General features: G+C 37.6%; 18 protein-coding genes. 9 read left to right on the top strand and 9 right to left on the bottom strand.

The genetic code is table 11. The annotated features are described in order from the left end of the window. Nucleotides 1-7: 7 nt before the first annotated feature. Nucleotides 8-388, bottom strand: coding sequence for a hypothetical protein (locus tag B4G94_RS25480; protein WP_286862938.1), 381 nt, complete (start codon nucleotides 386-388; stop codon nucleotides 8-10). Between the two features lie 361 nt (nucleotides 389-749). On the opposite strand from B4G94_RS25480, the gene B4G94_RS25475 reads away from it, so the two are divergent. From B4G94_RS25475 to B4G94_RS25450, 6 genes are all read left to right on the top strand, one after another. Beyond that, on the top strand, nucleotides 750-980 hold the full coding sequence (locus B4G94_RS25475; protein ID WP_286862937.1) for a hypothetical protein: 231 nt from the start codon (nucleotides 750-752) through the stop codon (nucleotides 978-980). 406 nt (nucleotides 981-1,386) lie between these two features. Further along, complete coding sequence (locus B4G94_RS25470) at nucleotides 1,387-1,986, top strand: hypothetical protein (RefSeq protein WP_286862936.1); 600 nt, start codon at nucleotides 1,387-1,389, stop codon at nucleotides 1,984-1,986. A gap of 502 nt (nucleotides 1,987-2,488) precedes the next feature. After that, nucleotides 2,489-2,767, top strand: coding sequence for a hypothetical protein (locus tag B4G94_RS25465; RefSeq protein ID WP_286862935.1), 279 nt, complete (start codon nucleotides 2,489-2,491; stop codon nucleotides 2,765-2,767). Then, nucleotides 2,707-3,123 (top strand): hypothetical protein, encoded by a 417-nt coding sequence (locus B4G94_RS25460; RefSeq protein WP_286862934.1) that lies wholly within the window; start codon nucleotides 2,707-2,709, stop codon nucleotides 3,121-3,123. The genes B4G94_RS25465 and B4G94_RS25460 overlap by 61 nt, the downstream gene beginning before the upstream one ends. 460 nt (nucleotides 3,124-3,583) lie before the next feature. After that, nucleotides 3,584-3,739, top strand: coding sequence for a hypothetical protein (locus B4G94_RS25455; protein WP_286862933.1), 156 nt, complete (start codon nucleotides 3,584-3,586; stop codon nucleotides 3,737-3,739). A 44-nt stretch (nucleotides 3,740-3,783) separates the two neighbouring features. After that, nucleotides 3,784-4,359: a GNAT family N-acetyltransferase gene (locus B4G94_RS25450; RefSeq protein ID WP_286862932.1), complete on the top strand. Its 576-nt coding sequence runs from the start codon at nucleotides 3,784-3,786 to the stop codon at nucleotides 4,357-4,359. Nucleotides 4,360-4,475: 116 nt separating this feature from the next. On the opposite strand, the gene B4G94_RS25445 is transcribed toward B4G94_RS25450, so the two are convergent. The 5 genes from B4G94_RS25445 to B4G94_RS25425 all read right to left on the bottom strand — a co-directional run bounded on the left by B4G94_RS25445 (nucleotide 4,476) and on the right by B4G94_RS25425 (nucleotide 8,423). Further along, the gene (locus tag B4G94_RS25445) at nucleotides 4,476-4,940 is read right to left on the bottom strand and encodes a DUF1579 family protein (protein ID WP_286862931.1); all 465 of its coding nucleotides are present in this window, start codon (nucleotides 4,938-4,940) and stop codon (nucleotides 4,476-4,478) included. 46 nt (nucleotides 4,941-4,986) lie between these two features. Then, nucleotides 4,987-5,487, bottom strand: coding sequence for a DinB family protein (locus B4G94_RS25440; RefSeq protein ID WP_286862930.1), 501 nt, complete (start codon nucleotides 5,485-5,487; stop codon nucleotides 4,987-4,989). Between the two features lie 601 nt (nucleotides 5,488-6,088). Then, nucleotides 6,089-7,021, bottom strand: coding sequence for a hypothetical protein (locus tag B4G94_RS25435; protein ID WP_286862929.1), 933 nt, complete (start codon nucleotides 7,019-7,021; stop codon nucleotides 6,089-6,091). A 597-nt stretch (nucleotides 7,022-7,618) separates the two neighbouring features. Then, nucleotides 7,619-7,798, bottom strand: coding sequence for a hypothetical protein (locus tag B4G94_RS25430; protein WP_286862928.1), 180 nt, complete (start codon nucleotides 7,796-7,798; stop codon nucleotides 7,619-7,621). A gap of 217 nt (nucleotides 7,799-8,015) precedes the next feature. Then, nucleotides 8,016-8,423: a hypothetical protein gene (locus B4G94_RS25425; RefSeq protein WP_286862927.1), complete on the bottom strand. Its 408-nt coding sequence runs from the start codon at nucleotides 8,421-8,423 to the stop codon at nucleotides 8,016-8,018. Nucleotides 8,424-8,582: 159 nt separating this feature from the next. On the opposite strand from B4G94_RS25425, the gene B4G94_RS25420 reads away from it, so the two are divergent. Beyond that, nucleotides 8,583-9,218 (top strand): hypothetical protein, encoded by a 636-nt coding sequence (locus B4G94_RS25420; RefSeq protein WP_286862926.1) that lies wholly within the window; start codon nucleotides 8,583-8,585, stop codon nucleotides 9,216-9,218. Between the two features lie 347 nt (nucleotides 9,219-9,565). Here the strand turns inward: B4G94_RS25420 and B4G94_RS25415 are convergent, their stop codons facing one another. Together B4G94_RS25415 and B4G94_RS25410 are read right to left on the bottom strand one after the other, a co-directional pair. Continuing rightward, nucleotides 9,566-9,841 (bottom strand): PD-(D/E)XK nuclease family transposase, encoded by a 276-nt coding sequence (locus tag B4G94_RS25415; RefSeq protein WP_286862925.1) that lies wholly within the window; start codon nucleotides 9,839-9,841, stop codon nucleotides 9,566-9,568. 14 nt (nucleotides 9,842-9,855) lie between these two features. Then, nucleotides 9,856-11,877, bottom strand: coding sequence for a glycoside hydrolase domain-containing protein (locus B4G94_RS25410; RefSeq protein ID WP_286862924.1), 2,022 nt, complete (start codon nucleotides 11,875-11,877; stop codon nucleotides 9,856-9,858). A gap of 698 nt (nucleotides 11,878-12,575) precedes the next feature. Here B4G94_RS25410 and B4G94_RS25405 point away from each other — a divergent pair. Together B4G94_RS25405 and B4G94_RS25400 are read left to right on the top strand one after the other, a co-directional pair. Next, nucleotides 12,576-12,752 carry a hypothetical protein gene (locus B4G94_RS25405; RefSeq protein WP_181390606.1) on the top strand — a complete coding sequence of 59 codons (177 nt, stop codon included), beginning with the start codon at nucleotides 12,576-12,578 and terminating at the stop codon, nucleotides 12,750-12,752. Nucleotides 12,753-12,779: 27 nt separating this feature from the next. Beyond that, nucleotides 12,780-14,402 (top strand): hypothetical protein, encoded by a 1,623-nt coding sequence (locus B4G94_RS25400; RefSeq protein WP_286862923.1) that lies wholly within the window; start codon nucleotides 12,780-12,782, stop codon nucleotides 14,400-14,402. Between the two features lie 580 nt (nucleotides 14,403-14,982). Here the strand turns inward: B4G94_RS25400 and B4G94_RS25395 are convergent. After that, nucleotides 14,983-16,548: a hypothetical protein gene (locus B4G94_RS25395; protein ID WP_286862922.1), complete on the bottom strand. Its 1,566-nt coding sequence runs from the start codon at nucleotides 16,546-16,548 to the stop codon at nucleotides 14,983-14,985. Nucleotides 16,549-16,580: the final 32 nt, after the last annotated feature.

The following is a 16,580-nucleotide window of genomic DNA, read 5'->3' as shown; positions in this document are numbered from 1 at the left end:
ATAGTCGTTAAGGTTGTTGAGATATTCTATCGAAAAAATCATAGATGATATTTCTTATTCCCATTTCCTTTTCCTGTTCTTCAGGAATTTTAAAAAGAGAAAACTTGTGGTCATCAATCTTTATTTTATGATAATGAACTTGAAAATAAGCGATTAACAAACGTAATATATCCAGAAAAAAAGCATACTTTTTGCTTTTCTCAAATACATTGAACACCTCTGTGTTCTGTAAAAACCCCTGCATCACATCCTCTATATTATCATGGCACATATTGATATGGTAGCTTGCCCAAAACTCATTTATAACGTCGAGAGGATCATACCCTTTATCATTAAGTTCGTAGAATGCGATCTCGATCGGCAACAAAGGGATATTTACTTTTTCCATATCAATTTAGCCTTTATAATAAATAATGCGATTATGATAGCCGACAACCAAAATGCTATTCCCGTGATTAGCCCAGAATTAGGCAAGATCTCTCCTGCCCTAAAAAAATATTTCATTTTTCAAGAGTTAATGGAGTGGTTTTAGGCCGAGGTATTCCTGTCCGATCGGAATCAGCAATTTCATCCCAGGGTCTGACCTGAGCCACTCCGGTAAATAAATAGAACTATTAATAGGTTCTCAGATGCGGTGCAGGACAGTTACACTTAATTTGATAGAGACGATACCGCATCCGTCGGTAAAAGGAAAAAAACCGACCTATTGTATAGTAAATCTATATTTATTTTTTCCAAAATCTTTGCTTATGAATTGCAAAATCCGTACTTTTAGGCTGCTAAGAATAAAAGAAACAGGGATAGTGCAATTGTCGGGCATTGATCTTGAAAAAAACAGGTCGGCAAAACCAAAAGCATGTGTTGGTAAGAAAATCCTTGTGGGGCGTTCTTATTTACACTACCGACACGAATGGTATCAGCTGCTGATGGTTTTAATATTGTTTACAGCTACTCTGGCGGGCAATACTTATTCTTCATAAGCAGGATTACTGCATGTTGGCAACATTGATCCTTGATCTGTCGTCGCTGTGTTGTGATTCTGGACTCTTTTGCACTCATAATTTATGAATTGGGTTATAATTAAGAGTCTCTAGGGAAGTAAGAGGGAAGCATCTATAAATATAGAAGAGGCGAGCCCCACTATTTTCCACTAAATATCAGGCACGGCAAAGAGCCCTTGACACAGTTTCCAATAGAGAGTGCTCGCCCCTACTTGTTGTAAAGATACAAAAAGCTTGGGGGTTCGCAAACCCTACGCCTCGTGTCATTTGAAATTTGCCGTTTCGATATCCGAGACTACAATCAGCGAACCGATTGTAGTACAAATATACAAACAACAGACATAAATATCAAAAGTTTTTAATTATAAATACGCTGATTTTCAATATGGCTAAAGTAACCAACATAATCCTTTCCGAAAAAATATCGGCCCGAATTGATGATATTCTAGAAAAAACAGGGTTTACACTATTAGGTCTGGCCGTTTTCACAGATATTGGCAAAAGTGCCATCAAAAGCTATCATAGCAAAACAATACCTATTTCTGTCGAAACAGTAGACAAAATATGCGAGCGACTTTCTATAAGTCTCGTAGAATTTTTTGATTTCGAATCTGAAATTATACTTTTGAACAGCGCCATCGAAGAAATAAAATATTTTAAAGAGAGAAATAAAGAGAATGTCAATGAATACTTTTCGAGGGAAGAGACTAACGCATTTCCTGTTTTAAAAGATAATAGAGGTAAGTGGGAAATTAAGGTAATTGCATATATAGTCCTCCACACTCCATTTTTTAAAACCACCAAGACAACTGCCGAAGTTCAAGAGTATTTAGAAACTAAGTATTCAGTATCGTTAAACCCCGATAGGATTTATAAATTATTAAAAAAGCATGTAGGAGTGTCTCTTATCCAAGGGCAGACTAATCGCATAAATAAAGATGGCTCCATATCAACTCAAATGGTTGCGACCTATATAAAAAAATAGATTCAGTTCAACCTTAATAAGAAAACTCTAGATCCAAGTCCAATGATTCCCGTTTTAGACACTCGTACTGCTTCCCATTAAAACAGCATGCGGATCTTTATTTTATAACCCTAATTTTAAACCGAAATTGGCTCAAATGGCAGTCGCATAGGCAGGGTAAGAAACATTACTGATGACACCGATTTTTATCCTTATCAAGTGTATGCTTTAGCAAAAATATCACAAATTAAACCAAGTCAACTTTTCGACTACTTTTACGGGGAGGGTGAGCGTCCAATGATTGGCATTATTCCTTCCAAATAAACTCTGTCTCTGATATTGAACAGAAGCTACGTTGATTTATCTTGGTCCATTATTATAATGCTACAAAAGGACCGACGTCATATCAAGATAAGATATGAAAATTGAAAATAAAAAGCAGCTTGTAACTGAGCTAGGAGTACAGCAAATCAGTGATGTTATCAATTTTGACGATAAATTCGTACCTTTGAACTAGATATAAATGAAAAATATTAAAGATGAACTACAAAATATCATTCTCGGAGATGGACCAATTGGCAGTTCAAGCAAACTCAAACAAGTCCAGCATTTCCTTAGAAAAAATGCGCACCCAAGCGAAGGAATTGAAAAACAAGAGTATTTCAAAGGTGAAGAAGAAAAATGCTTAATTGATTTCGCGACACAACATTCTCTGTTCTATTCAGACGAGATAGATAGCGTATGTTTATTAGTGAGGGAGCTGAACAGCGTGTCTACAAATTTGATGACCTTAACGTTATAAAGCTCAATCCATCAATATTTTATGAATATTGGTTAGATTACTTCAATAGTTTACTTATTCATAATTTTTTCTTTAGTTCTACAAACTACGATTTTTTAGGCTTCAAAATTATTGATGAACAGCTGTATGCCTTAGTAAAGCAACAATTCGTCATAGCGAACGAAACAACTGATCTTCAATCAGTGCGTTCTTTCCTCGAATATAACTCTTTTCGCAATACACGTAATAATGACTATATTAGCGATGATCTAGGTCTGATTTTTGAAGATCTTCATGACGAAAATGTATTGACAAAAGATGGAATTCTCTATTTCATAGATACAGTTTTCTATATCAGTAAAAAGTTTTTCGATTAACATTCAAGTCGCTTTTATACAATATCCAAGTAAAATTGACAAGAAAGCTTTGACAGAAAAAGAATGGTAGTTTAGTATTGCGCACCTTAAAAAGCATCCCTAGCCATACCTTCGACTACTTCTACAGTGATGACCGACGTCCCATGATTGGCATTATACCTGCAAAGTATACTCTGTCGTTGATATTGAATGGTACTGAAATATCCGATGTAAAAACCGCGCATCATTGCCGTCCTCTATTTCTGTGTGCACCAAAATCCATTTTTCAGTACCATCCCGCAAATAAATCTTGACCAAAAGAGCCGCCATACAGATTCCGCTTGTCCCTGTAATCCTAGATATTAAAGAGAAGCTAAAAAATATCATTCCCAGAACACACTTGATGACTGGAGCACTAAATTTGTTAAATTTTAAAAAATTACTTACTTTTGTATCGTAAAACAATTAAAAATAGACAGTTATGGCAATAACAATAAAAAGCATTCCTGTTCTTAAAAAAGAAGCTGCTATTAAATTCGATAGTAACGCACAAGCTGCTATTGAAAAAAAATCAACAGTTAAGTTTACCGAACAGTTATCTATCGCAACCAAAATCTTAGCGAAGGCTAAAATCTAATTAACCAACTATTGGCTTTCTTATATGAAAAGTGCACTCTAAAAGTGTACGATGAGAAGATTCTAAAGAATACAATACCTTTTGATTGTGGGAATAATGATTTAAACGATTTCTTCGCCAACGATGTAATAAACTATTCCTCTCAATTATTAGGTAAAAGTTATTGCTTTACATTGGATAGCGATGAAAAGCAAATAGTTGCTGCATTTACAATATCAAATGACAGCATAAAAACAATCACACTACCAAATTCCCGAAAGAAAAAAGTAAACGCTGATATTCCCAGAGCTAAACAAATGAAGAGCTATCCGGCAGTTTTGATTGGAAGATTGGGAGTAAGCGTGCATTTTCGGAACTTAGATAATGAAGATAAATCTATTGGTGATCAATTGATGGACTTTATTAAATCGTGGTTTATTGATGGTGCAAATAAAACAGGCTGTAGATTTATTGTTGTTGACTCTTATAATAGCATTGCTCCTCTTAAATACTATAAGAGAAATGGGTTTATAGAACTCTTCAGCTCAGATGAGCAGGAAAAGGAGTTTATGGGAATTTCCAAAGATCATGTTCTAAACACCAGATTACTTTATTTTGATCTTATTCTTCTTACCGACTAGACAAAACAATCAAATTGATTCCAAAAAGAAAACAAGTAGACAATTCTTTTGCCATCAAAGGTAAAATTACGTTAAGGTTCTCTTATATCTAAAAAACACTTTTTGATGCCTTTGCCTTAAACAGGCGAATAACTTGCATCGACGGCTAAGAATTCTTCACCATCTGGCGAGACATTGTACATTTTCACCTGAAGGCTATTATCGGTAGGTAATGGAATGTCAATGCGCCAACCCCAATCGGGATTATCCTGCACTTCATAAGTGCCCCTTAAGGAAATATCTCCCACCTCATTCGTTGTACCATAGCAGTTCATGATCTTTCCACCCATGCCCCATGAATCAATCCATGATGCTGTAACTTCGGATTGTTCATTGTTGTTACCCACTAATAGCATCCCTTCTTGCGCCACTCCCTCATGATGCCAATCATAATTAAACATCAGAAATTTGTTATTAGCAACGGCTTTTATAACTAAGTTTGATATCGAATCAAAGTTTGGATCGGGCAACCAACTTAGGATCAACCGATGGTTGCCTTTCCAAAGCCCAATGTATTTATTTTTTACGTCTTTTAGCCTCATAATTATTTCCGTCAATCTCCAAATAAGCTCCGGAGCATATTAATCGCTATTTTTGCTGCCGCATCACGTTCCAAAAATTATAATCCAACATCGGTGCTTTTAAAACCCCCACATTGTGCCCAATAGTAACTATTTGTCCGCGATGATAGGTTGTGTGGATTAATAAATGCTGGAGGTACTCATACTTAGGGAAGTTTGACGAAAACCATTGGGATTCTATTAGATAGGGTTCGCTCATCGCTTCGATATTTTCTTTTACATAAGCTGCCAAAAGCTTTGCCTCATTGACCAAGTTGGCCATTTCTTTTTCAATATCCACTGTTGTAGCGATGTATTCAAAACTTGGCACTTGCGTTTCGCGGATCATCGAGGACCAGTATAATTGAGTATCACTGATATGTTTCAGTGTTTTTGCAATGCTACTAAAACTGGATAGACATTCCTTTTGTAACAATTCTTGGGGGTAGGTTTTCAGCCAAGCGACCAATTGCTCCGCAACCCAAATGTTGTATTCAACGCTGTTTGTCATTGATGTACTTAAACTCATGGCATTCTTATTTTTTTTTAAAAACTTACAAATTAGGATGAATTCTACTATGCTTTCAAGAAGAAGGACATTTCCTGAGAAAGCTTGGTTATTTCTTCTATTAAATATAGTAAATATTCCAACTTAAAGTTCTACGAATTAGATATTTCCGCCAGCCAAATTGACAAGCCTCTCTGAAATTATTCCGAACACCGAAAAGTATCCCAGAGTCCATCCAACTTTGACCATACTGAGGCAGATCTCTTTTGCTGCGGCCAGTGAATGCATACAACTAAAAATTTGGGTAGGCAAATAGTTGTAATCATATCTATAATACAAGTGAAATTTCAAAAAAGCTATAGACATAATTATAACTTTGGCAGACCGCGAACGAAGCTTGGTAAACTTTTTACCAAGATGGCATAGATGTGGTACATTTCTTACCAAATTGGCCGACAGCGAGCGAAGCTTGGTAAACTTTTTACCAAGATAGGTACAGATGTGGTACATTTCTTACCAAATTGGCCAACCGCGAGTGCAGCTGGGTAAACTTTATAAATTAGAAAAACCATTCCCTTGCGGAAATGGCTTCAACATTATTTATAAACTTTAAAATGCTTGATTACAGTTTTTCGATCTCCTCGATAGAAAGACCTGTTCCTTTAGCAATATCAACTATAGGTAAACCCATTTTCTTAAACTCCAATGCTATTGCAATGGCTTCTTCCCGTTTGCCTTCAATCTTACCTTCAATCTTACCTTTCTGAACCCCTTTTTCTCGTTCCTGTCTTTTTATTGTTTCGATAACTCCCATTTCAATTGTGCCTCCTGTCACTTGATAAATGTACTTGTCAAATTTACTATTTATTTCTTTATCCCGTATAAAAAGAAAGCTCTTTAAAAACACTAAAAAGCTCATTATACGATCTTTACTATAACGATTCGTCTGTATCAATGTACGCGCAATCAAACTGCGTTGCTCAGCCAGCTCTTCCTCAGGAACCTTATCTTCCTGTAAAGACTTTTGACAAGCCAATACAATATACGCAAAAATATTATCCATAACAAGGAGCTCATCCTCGCTATGGTCGAAGATTTGATAACTCAGATAACGGAATTCCAACGATGTTCGGAACACCGTATAACCGTAGATAGCAGGTCGCCGTTGGCTACGATCGCCCGTAAAAACAGCTATCGTCTCTACCGGAACGCGGTATCGGTCCAATAGACGATAATGGTACTGAAATATCCGATGTGAAAATCCCGGATCATTGCCGCCCTCTATTTCCGTGTGTACCAAAATCCATTTTTCAGTGCCATCCCGCAAAAAAGCCTTGACCAAAAGATCTGCCATACGTTTTCCTTTCTTGCGCTCACGGTCAGGAATGATCTCCAACAACTCTTTATCCATAAAGGTCAGCCCACGCTCCAGATCAAAGACCACCTCTGCTTCGGGATACATAAACCGCAGAAAGTCAGGAAAGTTATCTTCAAAAACAGCCTTCAGAAGTTCATCGCTCTTCTTGGAAGGCCTAGACCCTTGCTTTACGCCCATAATTTGTGTCCTAATATTTATTAACCGGTTAACAGTACAAAGATAGGAAACAGTCAAACAAAATACTAATTAAATTAGTATTTTGTTTGAGGTTTAATCCTAACGCCGATGAAAATGGGAGCTTTTAGCAAGATCTTATATGCTCTAGTAAAGATTTCTAAAACTCTTCCTAGCCATCTCTTCGAATCCCTACGGAAAAGGCGAGCGTTCAGTAATTTGATTAGAAATGAGCAGCTGGGTAAACTTTGTACCAAGATAGGTACAGACAGGGTACATTTCTTACCTAAATTGAATCACCGTGAGCGCAGCTGGGTAAACTTTGTACCCAGATAGGTACTGGTAATAAAATTGGTAAAAAAACTTTGAAAGAAAACGGCCTCGCTGAGTTAATGGCGGTAATTCAGTTCTGCTGGTATTAAAAAGTACATTTTGTAAACTTTTTACCAAGATGGCACAGATAGGGTACAGATGGGTGCATATCACCGGAATATGCAATTAGAGGATGCCAATTAAAAAACGTTAACATCTGGCGGATCAAACAAAAAGCCATTCCCTTGCGGAAATGGCTCTCAATACATTATTATAAACTTTTAAGCGTTATGCTTTTTTTATTTCACCGAAATACTTCTCGACCTCAGGCTTGGCCAGACCGAGCTTTTGGCAGATCTCAGCAATAGTAAAACCTAGCTCCCTAAGCATTTCAATTTTGCCTTCAATCTTGCCCTTCTGAATTCCCTTTTTTTCAGCCTTATCTAATAAATATTCTTGAGTGCCCATTGTATCGCTCCTTCCTATTTTTGTTTTTATTTCCTGTTCAAACTTAGATAAATTGCATATAAAAAAGCAATTTATCGATCTCTCCTCTGCCTTTGAAAATTAATTTATTGAGGAAATATACTCAAAACTTCCTCATTATCAAAACTTACGTAGTAAGTAAGAAACCGTTATGAGCTATGCTCATAACAGTATCATTCCCTATTAAAAACAAATTAAATCAATGATAATCATATAGCCCTTGTCTCGTATCCTTATCCATCTCCCGTTTTATCATCTCGTCATAAAGATCATGCTTAATTGCTTTCAGACCTTCGTCGCTTATTTTCTTGTTCTTGATAGCCAAAAGAGCAGTAAGGACAATCACAGAAAATGGATTCTCATTAGACCGCAAGACCGATTCTTCCTGATCGAGGATCTTATAACTATTAAAATCGTAGCGCAATGTCGTTCCCATAAATTCCCGGCTATACACCACAGGCCGATAGCTTGCATTTTCATCGGCCAAAATGGCAATTGCCGTAATAGGAACTTTGTAACGATCCCATATCCGGTAGTAATAACGAAACATACGCTCCGCCAAATCACCCCTGCCCTTGTTGCTCTGTATCTCTACATGGCACAGCACAAATTGTTCGCTGCCGTCCTTTAAAAAGACTTTGACAAGCTTATCGACATAACGGACTCCCTTACCCGTAAAAAGCAGCTTGTAACTGAGCTACGAGTATAGCAGATCAGTTTTGTTATCAATTTTGATGATAAATTCGTATCTTTGAACTAGATATAAATGAAAAATATTAAAGATGAACTACAAAATATCATTCTCGGAGATGGACCAATTGGCAGTTCAAGCAAACTCAAACAAGTCCAGAATTTCCTTAGAAAAAATGCGCGCCCAAGCGAAGGAATTGAAAAACAAGAGTATTTCAAAGGTGAAGAAGAAAAATGCTTAATTGATTTCGCGGCAGAACATTCTCTGTTCTATTTAAACGAAATAGATGAGCTGATGTTTATCAGTGAAGGCGCGGAACAGCGTGTCTACAAATTTGATGACCTCAACGTTATAAAGCTCAATTCATCTATATTTTATGAATATTGGTTAGATTATTTCAATAATTTACTAATCCACAATTTTTTCTTTAGTTCTACAAATTACGATTTTTTGGGGTTTAAAATTATTGATGAACAGCTTTATGCTGTAGTAAAGCAACAATTCGTCATAGCGAACGAAACAACTGATCTTCAATCGGTGCGTTCTTTCCTCGAATATAACTCTTTTCGCAATACACGTAATAATGACTATATAAGCGATGATCTAGGTCTGATTTTTGAAGATCTTCATGACGAAAATGTATTGACAAAAAATGGAATTCTCTATTTCATAGATACAGTTTTCTATATCAGCAAAAATTTTTTCGATTAACTTTCAAGTCGCTTTTGTACAATATCCAAGTAAAATTGACAAGAAAGCTTTGACAGAAAAAGAATGGTAGTTTAGTATTCCGCACGTTAAAAAGTATCCCTAGCCATACCTTCGACTACTTCTGCGGTGATGACCGACGTCCCATGCTTGGCATCATACCTGCCAAGTATACACTGTCGCTGATATTGAATATTAAGCAGAAAACCCGTTACAAAACTTTTGATATTTAAACATTTATCACTAAATTAGTGATGCCCGTTAAAGGAAAACCAACTTATAGCTAAGCCTCCGATTTACATTTGCAGGCTTTATTTTAAATCATCGTTGAAATTTCAAAAAAATACTTTTCATAAATAATAGGTTAATAAAAAAGGTAACTCCCCTTGCATCGCCCGATAATAGGGGAATTTATTATCAAACTCATCCATGATCTTGCCGCTGTAGTAATACTTTCCCCGATTTTCAGGATCCAAACAAAAGCCTAGCACCGCAACAAAATATACCGGAGGCAATTCATAATTATTACCAGCGCGCCCCTTCTTTCTCAGTTTACTGATCGTCCGCGAAGCATAACTCACCCTACGGTCAAATAAAAAATCCTGACTCTGCAGCTGCATCTCCACCAGGAACACTTCGACTATTCGTTGATATTACTTATCCAGTTATTAGCAATGCCATAATCTGTAGGTTTTTCCGTAGATTCAATACGGATTGTCCCACCTTTTCTGAGTTCATCGTGTGTTATCCATAAACGTCCCAAATCCTTACCGTTCAGTTGGATTGATTTGATATAACGCCTTTTGTCACTTGCATTCGGCACCTCAATGACAAGCGGGTTTATACCGTTTTGTAAAGTAATCTGATCGAAAAAAGGCACACTAATATAGAAAATAGGCTCACCTATCAAGGGTTGCTGCAGTCCGATGGCGGAAAGCACCCACCAGCTTGACATCGCGCCGGCATCATCGTCCATCGTCCGTATAAACGCTTTTGGTTCATTTTTATAGATACGATCGATATGTGCTCCGATGCCGCGGCTATTGTCGTTGAAATAATATTGTATGGTGGTATCCAACGCTATACGATGTACCCATTCCTGATAACGCCAAGGTGTCTTACTTGCATTATACAAGGTCAGCGATTGCATATCCGGCTCATTCGCTCTATTGAAATAATACCCATCATAAAATTCATCCAGCTGCTTTACAAACTCTTCTTCGCCACCAGCGAGCTGCTTTAATCCTGCGACATCGAAGGGCACATTCCAGCGATATTGTCTTATTGTACCCTGATACATATCACGCGCTGACATACGATCGACATCCCGTTTGGTCAGATCTTTAAAATCTTTATTCCAAATTGTCTGATATGATCTTGCCCGCTCCAGATAGATTTTGCTGTCCTTTGGAAAAAGTTTGGCCATTGCCCATAGATCATAACAGGCCTCAAGGTATTTATCCGGTTTCTTAAAATCAAAGCGCGTGGTATCACGTACCAAGGAGTCTTTGATGCCTCGAAGATCGACCTGATATCCTTTTCTGACCGCATCCAGCAGGACGACAGCAGCATGCTCCGTCCGGACTGAATTAGCCGGTTCATATGGTCCCGCAAAATCAAACTTCCCATAACGGTATAGGTCTGCAATCGATGAGACGACACCTTGGTACATTTTGGGATCTAGCAATTCCAGAAGCGGCAATTGTGTTTTATAATTGTCCCAGATGGCCCAACCGTGATAACGTGTTTCTTTGGAATGATGTATTTTTCCGTCTGTTCCCCGAAAATCGCCTTGCTCATTGCTGATAACATAGGGTGATTGCAAGCTGCGATATAGCAAGGAATAGAACAGATTTACTTTATCCGAATCGCCCTTTACTTGCAGCGCTGAAAGGGAACTTTTCCAGCGATCAGCAGCCCTTTTCTTTACGGTCTCAAAATCTAACTTAGCATATTCAGTCACTTTCTTTTTTGCGTCATATTGGCTCACAGCAGAAAAAGCGATATTAATGTCCGCTATCTTAGTCTCCTCTTTCAGGTCTACCCAGATCTTATTTCCTTCTTTTCGCCATCTACTGGCTTTAGGAATTTCCAGTGCATAATAAATGGTATATATACCAACATGACAGGTAGTTTTGGCACGCACTTTACCCAAAAAGAGGTTACCTGTCTCTGTGAATTCATTATCAACAAAAGCCCCATTGAAAGCATGCCCGAGATCGATAAAAAAACCTTTTTTTCCGACTGGAAAGGCAAATTGCTCCTTACCGAAGTCATCGTCCACAGCCACTTCGACCTGAATGCCTTCTGCTGTATTCACCGCATAATAACCCGGACTTGCCTGCTCATCAACTTTATTCAAAAGCTTCGTGTCATTTTCTAAAAAGGGCCTAATCAGGATCAGTCCTCCGCTCCCCATACAGCCCACCCCCTCGAGGCGGTTGTGGGTAAAGCCTTTAATTTCCTTGGCCAGATACTCGTATCCTGTATGCGTTGTAGGATTGGTATAGGGCACAATACTCAGTTGGTGAAAAGGCGAAGACGCCGCTGGTGAAAGCTGACCGTGGTCGCCAGAAGATCCTAAGAATACATTCACACGGTCGATTTGCGCTCCAGCAACAGCGGCATAACAGAGAAGCAAAGACAGCAGTATTTTTTTCATTTATAATCTATTATTTCCCTAAAGAAACAGTTAATAACCAGAGTTTTGAATCAGATTCGGATTATTTGCCATATGATCCCACTTCCCGGCTCAGCAGCTAGACTTGTTGTTGCTGTTTGGGCAGCATGCTTACCACACACTTTTCCAGGTTGTCAATTTCCAGCGCATGTGTCGGAGCGTGTCGATGATGCGCATTTCGATTTAGCAAATCAGTAAGCTTATTTTACTTCAATACCGTAAACTTTCAGCTCTCAAAATTAACCTAAACAAGGTTAACTTAGCATTAAGCTACTATTAATTCCATTGATTATTGCACTTACAAAGGTTAAATTGATTTTCTTCCAGTAAGAAGGCTCAAATTACTATTCTTTTATGTTAAAAGGAGATCTAATTTCTGCTTGCCATCCCGATCTGCAATATAAACTCTATTTCCAAGATCTATTACAACGACCACCTCTCTTTACACTATACATAAAATTATTTCCCGCACAAAAATCTGTAGCTTACATTCTACAAAAAAACATCTTCCAAAGAAATTTAAACGCAAGAAAGATTAATATACATAATATTGCGTCAAATTATTTACAAAATAAAGCTCCATATCGACTATAAAAATTATACTGATCTAATTTTCGTCAAGGGCTTATGGGTTATTTCGAGAAAATATACAGGAATTAAATAAGAAACAAAATAGAACTATGAAAACAAAAAAATTGAAGAATCGTTATGAAAGCCCAAAAATAGAGCTGATAACGATTGCACTCGAACAAGGCATCGCTGCAGGATCGGCAACAGCGCACCCCGAAGACAGCAATGGTCATGTCAAGGACTCTTGGTCACTGGATCAAGATGACAGTAGAACGATTGACTGGTAATTTTTAATAAAGATTAAAACCAAAAAGATGAAAAAAACAATATTTCTTTCCATAACAAAAATTTCAATACTTATCTGCGCTATTTTCTTGATTACGGCATGTAGTAAAGAAACTACCCAGGTCAGCAACACGGGGGATGCGATACTAAAAGTGGGCTCAGTTCAGGTCGCTAAAAGCGAGGATGATAACAATATCGCGAATAGATCAAGTGCAAAAAATTCTGGATCTACCAACAGGAATCAGGCAGCCGAAACCTATGTGATTGCCCTAGAAAACAAACAATTGGTAGAGGTGAATTTTTCGGAAGAAAGTACAGCCACCGATGCACAAAGCAACTTAAAAGCATCCACAGGAACTAAGGCGACATCCAAGACGGAAGAAAATGAACTAGGTAAAGATATCAGATACAAGCTGGTTGTATATGATGAAGGCGGCACTTTTGTTACGGAAAAAGACTATGCGTACGGAAATGAATCCACTACTGCGGGAATACCCTTGCAGGCCAACAAAACCTATACATTTATCGCATATTCAGTAAACAGTAAAACTGATCTTCCTAAGATCAACAATTCGGGCAACATTGATGATGCGATCTTAAAAGCTGTGAATGCAGATTTAATGTATTACACAAAAACGCTAACGGTTAAGGCCGGAGAAAATAAACTTGGTGTAGTGATGAAACATTTATTCAGCCAGATCACTACTACACTAGATATGGATAAGAGCGTCACGGGGTCTATTACAAATATTGGATCCTCGATTTTAAAACCTACACATGGCAGTGCAGACGTTAGGCTAAAAGAAGGAGATGACCAGATCAATTATAATGGAATTCATCCTGATGGAGCGGTAATTATCTTTCCATCTTTAGGAAATGGTTTGCGCACTGTTGAAAGTGAGCCTACGATCCTCATCCACGAGGGTACATCTACAGGTACTGTTAACATCGGTAGTGTAACCATTGATGGCGAAACGAAGAAAGATCTCATTATCAAGGATATCAAAGTCACACCGGGTCACAAATACAACCTGAAACTAACATTCAAGACTTGTACGCAAGATGTGACTTCGGAAGCGATGAATTGGAAATACGAGCGAACAGAGAAGATTATTAATGGGAAGAAAAAGATCGGCATTGAGCTTGAGAATGGCACTTTTATTGAAAACAATCAATATTTGAATAAGTCATTTAATGCACCACAGTCTAATTATGGTTTTGTATTTGACATTACAAATTTGGATAATGCCTTCAATATGGAAGTAAATGGCCAATTTATTTTTGGCAACAAGAAGGAGGATCAGATTCAGTTTCAAACAAATCCTTCTCTGGGTACAGTGCGCAACATTCAGTTTGTGGATGGTTCAGAGCATGGCACCTGGGCAGTCCCTGAAGTCTGGGATATTTTTGGTTCGGAATCAAATCCTTCATTATCCATTTTAATTTCCAAAACCGGTGAAGTACAAATTCTCGCCAGTAAGACGAGTCAAGGAAAATTAGTTCAGATGAAATTAAAAAATGGGCTTAAATTCAATAAAGTCATCTGGAATGAAACCGGGAACAATACTGTCAATGTCACACAGAAAGTGGATGGCAAAACGATAGTCGTTGGAAAAGGAAGGGGTACCAAAAAAGTTAACTGCACGCTGTAGATATTCGAATGGCCGTGCGCAAATAAGCGCAACTACAGCACAAGAGTCACTCTCCGGATATAATGCCACCAAATAGTGCTTAACCATTTTAGGGGCAGTGTATTCGGAGATGATTTTATCATTTATACGCTTTATTACATTAAGTTAATGGGAATGAATTGACTTTACATGCTGGCCCCAGATCCTTATGCTCCACCTCAGCGATAATTATAGCCTTTGTCGAGTCAAGTTTATCATGGTTTCAGGAAAATAGTTCAGCGTCCGTTTGATCAGTACAGTATATAAAATGCCATCACCTTGTATCTGTTTAATCTGTGTATGGACTGTAAAATTATCCCTTTTTTTAAACAGCGGGGGATTTTCGACAGCAATACAGTTGCATTAACATAAATCAATATAACAGCTTCACTTTGATTGGAAATATCTAAACATTTTTACAAAAAAAAGCGGATAACAATAATTTTATCCGCTTTTCATTATCACAAGATCAAGCGCTGTCCTTTCCCCCTTTTAACATTCTTGATCTTTAAATAAGTATATGCTATTTCGAATAGCTGATCAGTTTAACCGATATCTGTTATTATTTTTTTACGCAGCGAACCGAGAGCGCCATGTCTTCTGGAACCTGATTTATTATGCGCGGTTCTCCAGTCGCAGAAATAATACCTTCAGATTTGTATAAAGACAAAGCTAATTGAGCAAATTCATTAGCGCCATTTTTTAATAAATATCTTCCGGCATAACCTGGTGTCTCAGAAGTACTTGCTGAATTGGTATAATAATTTTGTAATGATAAAAAAAGAAATTTGTAACGATCAGCGGGATGCGATTCAGTACCAAAGAAGACACCTTCCCTTTCTTTTGAGCTGGCACTTGGTGGGAAATAACTAAAATTACTTAATATCGTCTTGTTACTAGCTAATAATATCTCCATTTCGTTTTTTGTAGGAAGTCTCCAGGTGTTTAAAGGTTGGACTAACTCACAAGGGTCTCCATTAGCACCATTCACAACTGGATCTGGTTTATTATTGGTATTTGACCCTCTAGCTTTAGGTTTAACATAATTTGGAAAAAAATGTCCCCCTCTGTACAATGTGCCTTCGTTAAAAGAATATGTATTACTATCCCAATCATAATTTAGATTTTTTTCAGCAAATTCCAGTCCAGCTATTTTAAAAGTCTTCTCCGTTTTAGATCCCAATTTAAGCTGAATATCATATTTCACACCGTCTTCGATAGTCAAATTAGATAAGTGAATATGGCCCTCAATTCCGTTTATGACAACATTATAAAGGCTGATTTCAGCTTTATTAGGCCCAGATTTTAAAACTAGCGGATCACTGGTCCAAACCGAGCTTGATGGTTTCATCCCGCTAAAAATATTTACCGAGCGCCCCGGACCTTCATATTTGACCAAGCCCGTAAGATAATTTACATTATATCCAATAGAAAAATATGTAGGCGTTACATTAAGACTTCCAATGCTTTGTATAGTCCCTATGTTCTCTGCATTTAGTGTAATATTAGCTGAAGCAAATGTATTTTGGAAAACAATATTCAGATTAAGGTTTTCACCTTCAGAGATCTTAATATCTTTTTGCCATCTGAAAAAATTTTCGTTATTATAATCCAGCAATGCCTTTCCCCTGTCGCCGCCGTACGCAACTAATGTATACTCCCCTGAAGGTAAATCGAAAGAAATATCTGAATCATCAACCCCGTGTGTGAAAAATTTTACTTGACGGAAATTGTTCAGATTACCTTTCTCAAACACTTCGACAGTATATTTTATCCCCTTTTCCAGAGGCTGTGTTACAGCTCCGTTCGATACAGACTCCGCACGCAATGCCCCCTTCGATGCCTGTTGGCTCGTTCCCACAGGAATTAAAGTCGCAATGACTTTATATTCATCATTAAATGAAACTTCCTGAGACTGAACTACAGCGGATGATGTCGACCTTATTCCATTCGACGCCTTTGAGGAAACATTATCTGCTAATCGAGTAAAACTTGTCCCCCCAACTTTAAGCTTTACGTTGCCTTTACCTGAATCTACACTATATTCCTGTTTATCTTTTTGACAAGATGACGTTAATATTGTTAGGGCACAAAAAAGTGCCACGAATTTATTTAGAGTAACTTTCATTTTTAATACTTTTAAAATAGATAGGCTGATTC

Source organism: Sphingobacterium sp. UBA7625 (genome assembly GCF_002484085.1).
Classification (GTDB): Bacteria; Bacteroidota; Bacteroidia; order Sphingobacteriales; family Sphingobacteriaceae; genus Sphingobacterium; species Sphingobacterium athyrii.
This window is presented reverse-complemented; position numbering and strand designations above follow the sequence as displayed.